Consider the following 13,047-nt stretch of genomic DNA (forward strand, 5'->3'; position numbering starts at 1 on the left):
GAAGATCATCCTAAAAGTCGTACTAAAAAGACCTCTTCACAAAATCCACGCATCCCGTTATATATACGTTGCGCTTTACTTTCTTGCATCGCAAGTCCATAAACAGTCGGCCCACTTCCGCTCATCAAGGTCCCGGTAGCACCTGCTTGCATCATCGTCTCTTTAATATGACGAACTTCTGGATGTAACGCCATCGTTATACTTTCTAATGCGTTCCCCAAATGGGCACAAATCATGGAAAAGTCATTTTTATTCAATGCTTTCATTAGCTTCTCGGTATTTGGATGTTCAATCTCATGCAACTTGATTTGTTGGAATACCGCACCTGAAGAGACGCCAATATTTGGCTTAGCAAGCACAACCCAACAAGCCGGGGCCGATTTAAGCAGTTCCACGTTCTCTCCACGTCCAGTTGCAATCCCAGTACCTCCGTAGACACAAAAAGGGACATCCGTACCTAGTTCAGCTCCAAGACAAGCTAATTCCTTTAAGGATAAGTTCATTGACCAAAGTCTATTCAATCCCCGCAATACTGCAGCAGCATCTGAACTGCCACCACCAAGTCCTGCAGAAACTGGTATATTCTTTTCAATTTTTATATGCACCCCAGCTTTAATGCCATAACGTTCCTTAAACAAAGCCGCGGCTTTATATGCCAAGTTCCGTTCGTCACTTGGAACAAACCTGCTTTCAAGGGAAATGGTTATCCGATCCTTTTTCAATTCATGAAACTCAATCCGATCAGAAAGGTCGATGGTGGTCATAATCATTTCAACATTATGGTAGCCATCATCTCGTTTACTTAACACATTTAGTGATAAGTTTATTTTGGCGGGAGCTTTCTCAAAAAGTACCAACACCGTCACCTTCTTGTACATAGATAAACAAATTGTAACATATTCAAAAACCAGTGGCGACCTATGCGCCAAGCACCCATAAAGTGAAAAGAAACCAGCAAATTGATTCAGCAACGAATACAATATTATATATTGTGCAAAAAAGCCAAAAGGCAAACCCTATTAGGGTCTGCCTTTGGTTTGCATATTCTGTTCGGCCATTTCAATTGCACGTTTCACCATATTACCGGCATCCCTTGCCTTGATACCGCCCCAGCCCTCTTGCTTTACTGTGTCGTAAAATCCTAACTCTTTTGCAATTTCTTCTTTCAATTGGTCTGACATCATTCCTCTACGTCTAGCCATGAAAGAACAACCCCCTTCTGCATGAGTTTTTACGACATCTATAGTTTATGCCAAAAGGTCAACTCAACACCAAGCAGAAGTATGTAAAAAAGGAAAATAATACGCTGGGTTTTCCTTCCATACTAGGATTGCTTGTAAAAAAATAAAAGCAGTAAACGAATGTCTACTGCTCCATGATTGATGCTATTGCTGCTCGTTCTTCTGCAAAACTTAACTCTACTGTCTCTGTTAACACGTCCGCATAGCTGTATGAAACACGTTCGAATGCATTTTCTTCTTGGTCCAGCTCCACAATAAAAACTGAAGGATACGTCTCTGCTAGTACTCCGGACCGTTCAATCGTTTTCCTTCTACCACCGTTGGCTTTAAGCTTTAATCGCTTTCCAACGTGACCTTCAAGACCTTGCTTAATTTCGATTAATGTTTTAGCCACTATACTCCACCTCACTGTTAACATCGTAACATAAGCTTGTTTAATAGTCAAATAAAACTTTTTATTATAACAAGATATCATTTTTAATGTCAACAATTTATTTTGTCGATTTTCAGTATTATTTGTAAAACTTAACAATTTATGTACTGTTTTTTGAAATATATTACTTTTATAGGTGCATGTCCTACTGCCAAGAGGAGCGCACTTACCCTTAGGTAAGGAGCTCCTTACATTTCATCATCCTCCATATATGGCATACCTGTTCTGAGCAAACCTCTTGTTTCCACACCGCCCATTCCTTTTTCTCCACTTAAAGTGTTCCGCAAAGCTTCCCATACGCTTACCTTCTCCATAAACGGCGTGTAAGCGATTCTTGCAGCGATATAGACAGGATCTAAGGCATGTATGTTAACTCGCCGTGGTGAGCTCGCAAAGTTGGCTCCAGCCCTTATTAAGGATTCAAAGTGTGACTGACATGCGCCAGCAAAGATAACGAGTTGGTCTAAATTAGGGTTACTTCTTCTCGCCTCTCTTACTGTCTCCACAAAATACTTTGAATGCCTGTAGGCTCGTAGGTCATTTTTTATCCCTTTATTTTTCGAGAAGGAATCGTGTCCCGTGATCACAAGGATATCAGGCTGTATTTTATCAATGAGCTGCCCGATTTCATGTGGCATGTCTTTTTCATTTAAATGAATACCATGCACTTGAAGCCCCATTCGTTGATAAAGCTCAATACATTTCTGTAAATACATTTGATCCCCATCTAAATGAAGCACTTTTGCGGGCAGTTGAAAGATTTTCGCTTCATATTGGTAGCCATCTGTTGATTGATATTCTCGTTTTTCTTTTAAAAGTTGATAGTCCTGGCGAAACAAACGATAGGAAAACTCCTCTTGCTCTTTGCCTTTCTTGCGGTGCTTTTCCAATTCTCTCTCTGCCACAATAGTAAGATCATTGACTGGTGCGTCTGCCTCGAGTCGGATATCTTCGCCGAACAAAGCCGCCACCCCTTTTTCCACCTTGTCGACCCGAAAGAGAAGATCATGGTTATATGACTTTCTTGTTACTAGTCCGCCTTTCCTTACATCCATTTCCTTCACAGCCTTCCGTTATCCAAAGCATTGCTTCTATAGCCTATGAAGCAATACCGAGAACCGTGCGGAGGCAAAGTGGGCTAACGGACAATGTGTTACACTGGAACAAAAAGGAAAGACGGCAAATACACGTTTTGAAAGGGTTGCCATGGTTTTTATTCCTTGCACCTTTATCCAGGTGCTGACTTAGTTCAATTATCGAGCGATGATCATATATGAGGGGGCTTTCTTTGCTAAAAATACTACGTTTTATTTTTGTTGCAGTGGCTATTTTCTTTGCAGTTTATGGATTAACAACAGGGGATTTTAAATTTCAGCCTTATATGGTTTTCTTTGTAGGGTTAATGATGTTGGTAATGGGGTTAGAAGAATTCAAGAAAGAACGAAAATTATATGGTGTATTACTCGTTATTGCTTTTTTATTTTTACTATTTGTTTCATTAAAAGGGTACTATTAATTTAAGGGTTTTCACATTAGAGGGGATAAGGAGTATGTAGCTTATTACTAAAAATTGTCCCTTGTTTTAATGCATTAACTACAACAAAGGGCTGAGACATAACGTCTCAGCCCTCTTTAAGACAAGCAAAAATAAATATGAAAAAAGACTGCTCAATTACCGCTACTGAAAATACTCCACTTTCCGTGGGCACGGCCTTAGTCTCGGGCCAACAGGATGTTGCCACAGGACGTGGCGCCCTTAGCCTTTGTTCCTTTACCTACCTTGCGGGGCCTTCGGACTCGTGCTGTTCCCACTGGACAAGTAAGGCTTCGTCAGCGATTCATCGCACGCAGAAAATGCGAATGCATTTTCAAGGAGTTTCCGCATTTTCCTTCGCTAAATTGTAATTAGATACAAAGAGATTAGGGACTATCCGAATTTATTTGGATTTTTTACAATAATTCGTTTGAGCATCCGACTTTTTGTTTAATTTTCTTTTCTCTCACCCTATGTTTAAATTTACCTCACCTAACTTCAAGGTGTGTCTTTCTCTATCCTAATCTATAGAAGGCATTAGCTAATGTAGCGAAATCCTGCATATCTAGAGATTCACCACGTCTTGTTCCATCAATGCCGATGCTTTCTAATGTCTGATTAATTGCTTCTTTATCTATTGCACCATTGAAATAGCTCGTTAGGTTATTTCGTAGCGTTTTACGCCGTTGAGCAAAACTTGCCTTAATTAACGCAAAGAAGTATTTCTCATTATCCACTTCTACTGGGGGCTTGTCCCTTTTTACTAATCGCAGGATGCTTGAGTCAACATTCGGCTGTGGCATAAAGACCTGCTTGGGAACATCCATCACAACAGCAGCCTCTGTGTAATATTGAACAGCGATGGTTAAAGATCCATAGCTTTTATTATTCGGTCCTGCTGCCATTCTCTCTGCAACCTCTTTTTGGATCATTACGGTTAGACTTGTTACAGGAAGATCTTCATGAAGCAGCTTTAACAATATAGGAGTCGTAATATAATATGGTAAATTAGCTACAACATGGACGGGTTGCGTTCTCGGGAAGTTAGCGGCAATGGTTTCTGCCACATCTGCCTCTAATATGTCTTCATTTACAATTTGTACATTGTCATAGTCGCCAAGTGTGTCTTGAAGAACTGGTATCAATCTTTGATCAATTTCAAAGGCAACGACTTTGTCTGCATGGATTGCAAGTTGTTCCGTTAAAGCGCCAATTCCCGGCCCAATTTCAATCGCTCCTGCCTGTTTATCAATTCCAGCATGCGCAATAATATTTTCAAGGACATTGCTATCAATAAGAAAGTTCTGTCCAAGGCTTTTTTTGAACGTAAATTTATATTTATTTAGAATCTCTTTCGTGCGGGTGGGTGTTGCGATATATTTATTATTTGTCATGACGATCCTCCTGTTGCAGTTGCTTCATAGCTTCTTCAAATTGTGCTTTTGTAATTTGAAACATGGTCAAACGTTTTAAGAGTTGTTTTCCATTAGTATGCCCTATTTGTAAAAGCTCACCAAGTCGCTTCCGCCTATTACTTGCACCTGCGCCTCCGATAAGTCCTTCTTGCACAAGATCTTCCTTTGTTATGTCACTTTGTTCTACTTCCTTTAATTCATACACATCTGCTAATGCTTGTTGAATTGCGTCTAGGGAAGCATGTTCAATCCCTAAACTGCGTCTCCGAATAGAGTTGGCTCTAGCCTGATCAGGAGTTAAGAATGCATGCTTACAGCCAGGTACAGCCTGGTTAACGATGTGACGGATTCGTTCACCGGGATAATCCGGGTCTGTAAAAATGATGATGCCACGTTTTTCTTGTGCATGTCTGATCTGCTCAATAGTCGCGCTACTAATGGCAGATCCATTTGTTTCAATTGTATCGGCATTGACAGCCTGCGAAATCTTGGCTGTGTCATCTCTACCTTCCACAACAATGACTTCTTTTATTTTCATTATATTCCTCTTTCTTCTAACAATATCAGATGTTGTTTAACTGAACATCTTCGCCTTTAACTGTCGCATCACTCCGGCAGAATACTTCGCTTTCCGTGGGCACGGCCTTAGAATCCTCAGAAGCAAAACCACTTCTTCCGGGTTCTTCGGACTCGTGCTATTCCCACTGGAGTCTTCGTATTCTGCCTACGTTATTCTTTTGTAATTCCTCCACATTTTCAATCATTCTCTAAGAAAAAGCTTTTAATCTATATAAATAATGCTCTTACCACTATACCATGGTAAGAGCATTAATATTAATCAAGAACTTTTACTGTTACTGTTTTTCTTCCCCAGCTATATGCTGCGTTTTTGCTTGGAACGTGGACATCAATCCGATTTCCGACGATGTGGCCACCTGTGTCGCCTGCTATGGCTTCTCCATAACCTTCAACCCAAACCCTCGTGCCTAATGGAATGACGCTTGGATCTACAGCAATTACTTTCATGTTCGGATTTGCATTTAGGTCAATTCCAGTAGATGTATGGCCAGAACAACCACTACATCCTGCTGTATACGCGCTTGCAGTCATTGTGAACACTTTGCCATTAGAGCTTGGTTTCTTGCTCTCTTTCGGCTCCTCTTTAGCTAAGGTAACTAGGTTGCCTTCGCTCTTTGATTCCTGCTTTTTCGCTACTTGTGGCTGTTGCTCTTTTGTACCGATCGCAACAACACGATTTTTGGATTCTTTCATTACTTCTTCACTGAGTAACTCGCGACTTGCTTCTTTTCCGTTCTCTTTGACAATCTCGTATACCTTTTTAATCGTTCCTTCTTCACCTTCAGAAACAACACGCTCCTCCCCTTTTGGGAGGCTGCTATCCTCTTGTTTCTCCGTATCAAAGGCAACCGTCTCATTTACTTCTTCTTTATCTTTTTCAACACGAACGATGGATATGGAAGTTTCTTCAGAAAGCGCTTCGTCTAGCTTTGGTTCAATTCGATCATCGCTTTCTGGATCGAATGCAATGCCAGCTTCATTAAGCAAATCTTTTACCTTTCCGCCAGTAGTCCATTCTTTTACTTCTTTCTCGCCGTCATGAATAGTAACTTGGTATGCTTGCGTTACGTCAATATGTAGTCCATCTTCTAATGCTGTCTGCAAATCATGTGATACATCATCACGATCGGCAAAGGAGAGATCGTTCTCCTCTAAAAATTCATCTATTGTGTCCGCAGTTGTATAATACTCCTGCTCTGCTCCATCTATTGTAACGATTATCTGTTTAGCTGTTTTGTAGTTGATTTCCATACCGTTTTCAATAGCCGTATCTGTTTTATGTGACAACAGATCATGTTCCCCAACGGTAATCCCTGCCTCTTCTAACAGTTGGTCAATCGTTGTTGCATGTGTTCTCACTTTCTGTTTTTCCCCATTATCATTTAGTACAACTTCTGCCTTTGTGGCATCAAATAGCACTAAACCTGAAAATACTACAAGTGCTAAAACACCAATGCTTGAAATAACCAGCTTCATTTTCGATGCCGGCATTAGCTTTGAAATAATTCGCATGCTTCTGCCCCCTCTCAATGCATTTTTGATTATAGATACAGTTATATGCAAAGTCAAAGTAAATCCGATTACGGTTAAGTTACAATTAGATTACAACTATATCTGGCATGGGATGTACGAAGCTTACAAGCAGCCACAAACCTTGGTATATAAGGGCTTATCCTGTTTATCCTTTTCATAAAAAAAAGCCTGGCTCTTGTGGCCAGGCTCTCTTGATAATTCCATACTTTTCCTATATTTTAACATATTATGTTATTTGTTTTACAACCCTCATAATTCGAGTTTGAAGAGAGAAAAGGCGTTTTGTGTCGTAAGTTTACTAAGTTCCTCTAAACTTACTCCTCTTAAATCTGCAATTTCCTCTGCAACCAATTTTACATAGGCCGGCTCATTTCGCTTTCCCCGGTTCGGGTGTGGAGCCAGAAATGGGGCATCTGTTTCTACAAGTAATCTATCCCCTGGCACCTGTACTGCCACTTCCTTGGGAAGGGGGGCATTTTTGAATGTTACAGGACCTCCAAGCGAGATATAAAAATTCATATCTAAGCAAGCTTGGACATATTCCACTGAATCATTGTAACAGTGCATAATACCGCCAACGGCTTGAGCATCTTCTTCCTGTAATATCTCAATAATATCCTCCGTGGCTTCCCTGTTATGAATGATAATGGGCAGCTGTACCTTTTTCGCGAGTTGAATTTGTTTACGGAATACTTCTTTCTGAATGTCCTTAGGAGACTTATCCCAGTGATAATCCAAGCCCATTTCGCCAATAGCGACAACTTTGGGATGTGCAGATAATTCCTCAATCCATTTTAAATGGTCCTCCGTCATGTCAATGGCGTCAACGGGGTGCCAGCCTACCGCTGCATAAATCGTGTCATATTGTTCAGCGATTTCGATTGCAAGCGGGATTGTTTCACTGTCAAACCCGACTACAACCATGTATTTTACTCCGGCATCAAAAGCTCGTTGGATCGTTTCTTCACGGTCCTCCATAAATTGTCGGGCATTTAAATGGACATGTGTATCAAACAACAATTCTTTCATCCTCCTTAACAACGTTACAGTTTTCTGGCATTGCTATCGTATTAGCTATGCTACGATAACAGAAAAGGCCACCTCCCAATAACAGGACCTGACCTTTCCTCTTTTGTTTATTATTTTACAACGGAGCCATTCGGTAAATCTTGTTCTACAGAAGCAAGGACTAGTTTTCCTTCTTCATCTTCCCCACATAGAATCATACCTTCAGACATTTCACCCCGAAGTTTTACCGGTTTTAAATTAGTGACACAAATTACTTTTTTACCTTGTAATCCCTCTGGGCTATAATGCTGCGCAATACCAGAAACGACTTGGCGCTTTTCTGATCCAAGATCCAGTTGCAATTTCAACAGCTTGTCTGCTTTTTTAACTGGCTCTGCCTTCACTACTTCTGCTACACGCATATCTAGCTTCATAAAATCATCAAAAGCAATTTGCTCTTTTGCTTCTTCTTGTTTGGCAGGCTTTTTCTCTTCTTCCTGTGCTGGGCCTTGCATCATCGCTTTAATAGAAGCTACTTCTTTTTCTACGTCAAGTCTAGGGAAGATAGGCTCCCCTTTTTGTACCTTGGTTCCTGCAGGGATATTGCCTTCTTCATAGACACTTTCCCATTCATGCAAGGAATCGTCAGCTACATTCAACTGACGGAAAATTTCAGTCGGTGCTTCTGTTAAGAATGGTTGAAGCATAACAGCAGCCTTACGCAGATACTCTGCTAGATGTGCCATCACATTGCCTAGACGCTCTTTTTGAGATTCATCCTTCGCCAATACCCATGGCGCTGTTTCATCAATATATTTGTTTGTGCGGCTAATCATCTGCCACAAGGACGATAATGCCACAGAGAACTGCATGTCCTCTAATGCATCCTCTACTTTTTTAATCGTTTCTTTTCCGAAAGCTTCCAGCGATGCATCCACTTCCGTCTCGCTTGCCTTATAAGCAGGGATTTCACCATCAAAGTATTTGGTAATCATAGCAATTGTACGGTTTAGTAAGTTCCCTAAATCGTTTGCTAAGTCATAGTTTGTTCTCTCCACAAACCCTTCTGGTGTAAAGACACCATCTGAACCAAATGGCACTTCACGAAGCAAATAATAACGTAATGCATCTAGACCATAGCGATCTGTCAAACTTACTGGGTCTACTACATTCCCTTTGGATTTTGACATCTTGCCGTCCTTCATCAGGATCCAGCCATGCGCAAAAACTTTTTTCGGCAATGGCAAATCAAGTGCCATCAGTAGAATTGGCCAGTATATCGTATGGAATCTGACAATCTCCTTACTCATTAGATGTACATCTGCTGGCCAGTATTTTTGGTACTTTCCTTCATCATCTGTACCATAACCGAGTGCTGTAATGTAATTAAACAATGCATCAACCCATACGTAGATAACATGTTTAGGGTCTCCTGGAACCTTAACTCCCCAATCAAAGGTTGTTCTTGATACAGCAAGATCCTCAAGACCCGGTTTTATAAAGTTATTCAGCATTTCATTCTTACGACTCTCAGGCTGAATAAACTCCGGATTCTCATCATAGAATTGGACAAGTCGATCAACGTATTTACTCATTTTAAAGAAATAAGATTCTTCCTTAACTTTTTCTACAGAACCGCCACAATCAGGACAATGTCCATGGTCTAGCTGTCTTTCTGTGAAAAAGGATTCACACGATGTACAATACCAGCCTTCATATTGATCAAGATAGATATCTCCCTGCTTTACAAGCTGATCAAATAGCTTAGCTAGTACTTTTTTATGTCGTTCCTCTGTAGTTCGAATAAAGTCATCATTTGAGATCTTTAACTTTTTCCAAAGTTCTTGAATTCCTCCAACAATTTCATCGACATATTCCTGAGGAGTCTGTCCATTTTCCTCAGCCTTTTTTTGGATTTTCTGCCCGTGCTCATCCGCACCTGTTAGATACATTACATCATAACCGCGCATTCTTTTATAACGGGCAATTGCATCTCCAGCTACTGTCGAATATGCATGCCCAATATGCAAATTACCACTTGGATAATAGATTGGCGTTGTTATATAAAATGTCTTTTTATTTGATGGCATTATGTTACCTCCTTCAATTGCTAACATCTATTATTAAACTATTCCTATTGTAGCTTTTCTTACGTATTTTGCCAAACCCCTTGCAAGATTCAGTATAGCCATGTTCTCAATTCTTCATTAAAAAACTAGCATTCGCTCGTCTTTTACCAAATGTGTATGTATTTCTTATACTTGGTACTTCAAAATTTTAACTATATCGTAAATGCTCCCTGGCCAAAATTATACATTCCGAACGTGTAAAAAAGTTTATTTTGTCGAATTATGTCGAAAAATTTTAAGCTGATTTTCCTTCGGTACATGGAGTCACTTGCTTATTAGGTTAAGGCAAAGTAGTTGACGACTTTGCCTAATGGCTAGTTTATAGGCGGTTTATCAAATTTTCCCACTAATTTTATTTTTAGGTAAATATATATTGACAGGCATGAAAATCGTTGGTATTCTATTGCTTAGAAACATGTCGAAATATGGCGATTTATTTTACGGAAAGTTTGTTCAACACAATACATCCCATTGTGATTGAAGATACTTTCCAACCTATGAGGGGGAGAAAAATGAAGTCTACTGGAATTGTACGTAAAGTCGATGAGCTTGGTCGTGTTGTAATCCCTATTGAACTCCGTCGCACACTTGATATTCATGAAAAAGATGCAATGGAGATCTACGTGGACAACGATAAAATTGTCCTTAAAAAGTATAAACCAAACATGACTTGTCACCTAACTGGGGAAGTATCGGATGACAACCTTTCTTTAGCTAACGGAAAACTAGTTCTAAGCCAAGAAGGCGCTAAAGAACTTGTGAACGAAATACAATCACGTTTTAATAAGTAATCGCTTCTTTAAGAAGTGTTATAAAGCTTGGTAATTATAAGTTTAAAAAAGGGCTGACGCTTGCATATGCACGTCAGCCCTTTTTCCTTGTATTGCTTTCCGCTTTTCTTGTCTAGCTCCAAGCGCCAAAAACTAGGTGACTTCGCACATCGCCCTACAATAAAGAATACTTGCCGACTGGTTTTAACCAGAGGCTTAGTCGCACTTATACCCGGAGGGTGAAAGTCATCATCGATTCATCACATAAAGGTAGGTCGACTAAAATCGGCCTTGCCGGCCAACGCCGACACACCCCTTTTGAAGGGGCGTGATTCCTTTATCTTGGTTGATTCACTCCAGTCCCTACGTTTTTAAACAGGTGCTTTCCGCTTTTCTCTTAATCAATGTGATAGGTCTGATAAACGTCGCGCTTTGGCATCTGCCTTTCCGAAGCTACCTTTTTTATCGCCTCTTTACTCGGGAAATTTTCTTCTTCTATATAATAGGTGACATGATCTCGTACTGGAAGATGGCTCCACCATAGTACAGTGTTTTCCTCTATATCACTACTACTACCTTCCACCACAATACAGCATTCTCCCTTTAGCTGATTTTCAGATACATATGTCAGCAATTCTTCTGTTGTACCACGACTATATTCTTCGAAACGCTTTGTCAGTTCTCTGGCAATCACAGCTTGCCTTTGCCCCAACTGGTCTTGCAATGCTTTTAAGGTGTCCTTTAGTCTATGGGGAGATTCGTAAAACAGCAAGGTGTCTTGTAGACCCTTTAACCGCTCAAGCTCTGCTTCCTTATCCTTCTTTTTCCTTGGCAGAAAGCCGTAAAAATGAAACGTTTTGGCAGATAGGCCCGAACCTACTAGTGCACAAAGCGCTGCATTGGCACCAGGAAGGACGACAACTGGTAGGTCATTTTCAATGGCAGCCTGTACGAGCTCATAGCCAGGATCAGAAATGGCCGGCATTCCAGCATCACTTACTACCGCAATGGATTCCCCATCAATCATTCTTGGAAGGAGTTGCTCCTCCCGTCCCAGCTTATTATGTTCATGATAACTAATCAATGGTGTGTTTATTTCAAAATGGTTCATTAGCTTTTTCGTGTTTCTCGTATCTTCTGCTGCTATCACAGCAACCTCTTTTAATGTTCTAAGTGCGCGAAATGTGATATCTTCCAGGTTACCGATTGGGGTAGGTACCACGTAAAGCGTTCCGCCCGATCCTTCTTCATAGCTCTTTTGTACTTTCACCTTGCACCCCTTCTTTCATCCTGTCCCGTATTAAGACATCCTTTTCCTTACGGGGCAGTTGTTTTATCCGATACTCTCGTTGCATTGCCTGTTCCTTTGTTGGAAAGCGTTCCATATAAACGACTTCAAACGGCCCTCTGCCACGGGTGTACTTAGCACCCTTGCCTTCTCGATGCATTTGAAGACGTTTTGTTAGATTGTTAGTATACCCTGTGTACAAGGAACCATCTTTGCATTTTAGTATATAAACCGTGTGCTTGGCATCATCCATAAATAATCTCCGCCGCTTCTTCCGTATACAAACCGTCTTCATTATATATATACAAGGGTGGTAGAAATTTTAAGCCTGGCTTCCCATCCCGCGTTCCTTCTACAAGCAGCATGTTCGCTTCCTTACCGTTTTTAGGATAAACCAATTGTATCCGTTTCGGCTCCAGTCTATACTTCCGGAATAATTCAATAATGTCGACAAGCCTGTCCGGACGGTGAACCATGGCCACTTTACCGCCTGGGCGAACGTATAGCTTACATGCTTTGACAACATCTTCTAACGTACAATAGACCTCGTGCCTAGCAATTGTGAGGTATTCATTATGGTTATGTTCATTTTTAGAGGGGGTTTTAAAATAAGGTGGATTACATGTCACAACATCAAAACTGCTCTGTTGCAAAGTTGGTCCTACATCCTTTAAATCAGCGTGAAGCACCTCTAACTTTTCACCAAGTTCGTTCAGCTCAATATTTCGTTGTGCCATTTGGAAAATGCGTTCTTGTATCTCCACCCCTGTAATTTTTGCCTGTGACCTTCTGGATAAAAGCAGAGGAATTACCCCATTTCCTGTGCATAAATCCAAGATTGCTCCTCGTTTAATGGGAACATAGGCAAATTGTGCAAGTAGTACGGCATCAAGAGAGAAGGAAAATGCTGTTGGGCTCTGGATAATTTTCATACTCTCATCTGCCAGTAAATAATCGATTCGTTCATCATCAAATAACGCTACCATTGTCTTACCCTTTCTATGTAAAAAATCCCGCAGGAGTCTTCGTGTATTTTCTACGCTAAGTTAAAATATTACTAAAAAGCAGGAATGTTAAGTGTTTCTTATACTTGGAACTTTAAAATTTCACAGCGTCG

Annotated in this window: 14 protein-coding genes; 2 read left to right on the top strand and 12 right to left on the bottom strand. The window is 40.6% G+C overall.

Annotation, left to right across the window (positions count from 1 at the left end; genetic code table 11):
• Positions 1 to 5 precede the first annotated feature (5 nt).
• The 4 genes from ispE to yabG all read right to left on the bottom strand — a co-directional run bounded on the left by ispE (position 6) and on the right by yabG (position 2,729).
• Positions 6 to 857, bottom strand: coding sequence for a 4-(cytidine 5'-diphospho)-2-C-methyl-D-erythritol kinase (gene ispE, locus ACTWPF_RS00185; protein ID WP_443148836.1), 852 nt, complete (start codon positions 855 to 857; stop codon positions 6 to 8).
• A gap of 162 nt (positions 858 to 1,019) precedes the next feature.
• Positions 1,020 to 1,202, bottom strand: a complete 183-nt coding sequence (locus tag ACTWPF_RS00190) for a small, acid-soluble spore protein, alpha/beta type (protein ID WP_036578199.1) — start codon at positions 1,200 to 1,202, stop codon at positions 1,020 to 1,022.
• Positions 1,203 to 1,365: 163 nt separating this feature from the next.
• On the bottom strand, positions 1,366 to 1,635 hold the full coding sequence (gene veg / locus ACTWPF_RS00195; protein WP_036578197.1) for a biofilm formation stimulator Veg: 270 nt from the start codon (positions 1,633 to 1,635) through the stop codon (positions 1,366 to 1,368).
• A 227-nt stretch (positions 1,636 to 1,862) separates the two neighbouring features.
• Positions 1,863 to 2,729: a sporulation peptidase YabG gene (yabG, locus tag ACTWPF_RS00200; RefSeq protein WP_119575677.1), complete on the bottom strand. Its 867-nt coding sequence runs from the start codon at positions 2,727 to 2,729 to the stop codon at positions 1,863 to 1,865.
• A 233-nt stretch (positions 2,730 to 2,962) separates the two neighbouring features.
• On the opposite strand from yabG, the gene ACTWPF_RS00205 reads away from it, so the two are divergent.
• Positions 2,963 to 3,190, top strand: coding sequence for a YczI family protein (locus ACTWPF_RS00205; RefSeq protein ID WP_443147927.1), 228 nt, complete (start codon positions 2,963 to 2,965; stop codon positions 3,188 to 3,190).
• Positions 3,191 to 3,723: 533 nt separating this feature from the next.
• Here ACTWPF_RS00205 and rsmA read toward each other — a convergent pair.
• The 5 genes from rsmA to metG all read right to left on the bottom strand — a co-directional run bounded on the left by rsmA (position 3,724) and on the right by metG (position 9,833).
• Entirely contained in the window at positions 3,724 to 4,602 is an 879-nt protein-coding gene (rsmA, locus tag ACTWPF_RS00210) for a 16S rRNA (adenine(1518)-N(6)/adenine(1519)-N(6))-dimethyltransferase RsmA (protein ID WP_443147928.1), read from the bottom strand.
• Positions 4,592 to 5,161: a ribonuclease M5 gene (gene rnmV, locus ACTWPF_RS00215; protein ID WP_443147929.1), complete on the bottom strand. Its 570-nt coding sequence runs from the start codon at positions 5,159 to 5,161 to the stop codon at positions 4,592 to 4,594. The genes rsmA and rnmV overlap by 11 nt, the downstream gene beginning before the upstream one ends.
• Before the next feature lie 296 nt (positions 5,162 to 5,457).
• Complete coding sequence (locus ACTWPF_RS00220) at positions 5,458 to 6,714, bottom strand: ubiquitin-like domain-containing protein (protein ID WP_443147930.1); 1,257 nt, start codon at positions 6,712 to 6,714, stop codon at positions 5,458 to 5,460.
• Between the two features lie 270 nt (positions 6,715 to 6,984).
• A complete protein-coding gene (locus ACTWPF_RS00225) occupies positions 6,985 to 7,755 on the bottom strand; it encodes a TatD family hydrolase (RefSeq protein ID WP_106898437.1) in 771 nt (256 codons plus the stop codon).
• A gap of 119 nt (positions 7,756 to 7,874) precedes the next feature.
• The gene (metG, locus tag ACTWPF_RS00230) at positions 7,875 to 9,833 is read right to left on the bottom strand and encodes a methionine--tRNA ligase (RefSeq protein ID WP_106895369.1); all 1,959 of its coding nucleotides are present in this window, start codon (positions 9,831 to 9,833) and stop codon (positions 7,875 to 7,877) included.
• A gap of 551 nt (positions 9,834 to 10,384) precedes the next feature.
• Between metG and ACTWPF_RS00235 the strand changes: the two genes are divergently transcribed.
• On the top strand, positions 10,385 to 10,663 hold the full coding sequence (locus tag ACTWPF_RS00235) for an AbrB/MazE/SpoVT family DNA-binding domain-containing protein (RefSeq protein ID WP_036578185.1): 279 nt from the start codon (positions 10,385 to 10,387) through the stop codon (positions 10,661 to 10,663).
• 376 nt (positions 10,664 to 11,039) lie between these two features.
• Here the strand turns inward: ACTWPF_RS00235 and rsmI are convergent, their stop codons facing one another.
• The 3 genes from rsmI to ACTWPF_RS00250 are packed head-to-tail and all read right to left on the bottom strand — an operon-like array spanning position 11,040 to position 12,916.
• On the bottom strand, positions 11,040 to 11,912 hold the full coding sequence (gene rsmI, locus ACTWPF_RS00240) for a 16S rRNA (cytidine(1402)-2'-O)-methyltransferase (protein ID WP_443147931.1): 873 nt from the start codon (positions 11,910 to 11,912) through the stop codon (positions 11,040 to 11,042).
• Positions 11,890 to 12,183, bottom strand: coding sequence for a GIY-YIG nuclease family protein (locus ACTWPF_RS00245; RefSeq protein ID WP_443147932.1), 294 nt, complete (start codon positions 12,181 to 12,183; stop codon positions 11,890 to 11,892). The genes rsmI and ACTWPF_RS00245 overlap by 23 nt, the downstream gene beginning before the upstream one ends.
• Positions 12,176 to 12,916 carry a tRNA1(Val) (adenine(37)-N6)-methyltransferase gene (locus ACTWPF_RS00250; protein ID WP_443147933.1) on the bottom strand — a complete coding sequence of 247 codons (741 nt, stop codon included), beginning with the start codon at positions 12,914 to 12,916 and terminating at the stop codon, positions 12,176 to 12,178. The genes ACTWPF_RS00245 and ACTWPF_RS00250 overlap by 8 nt, the downstream gene beginning before the upstream one ends.
• Positions 12,917 to 13,047: the final 131 nt, after the last annotated feature.

This window comes from Oceanobacillus sp. M65 (genome assembly GCF_052246275.1).
GTDB classification, from domain to species: Bacteria; Bacillota; Bacilli; order Bacillales; family Amphibacillaceae; genus Oceanobacillus_B; species Oceanobacillus_B jordanicus.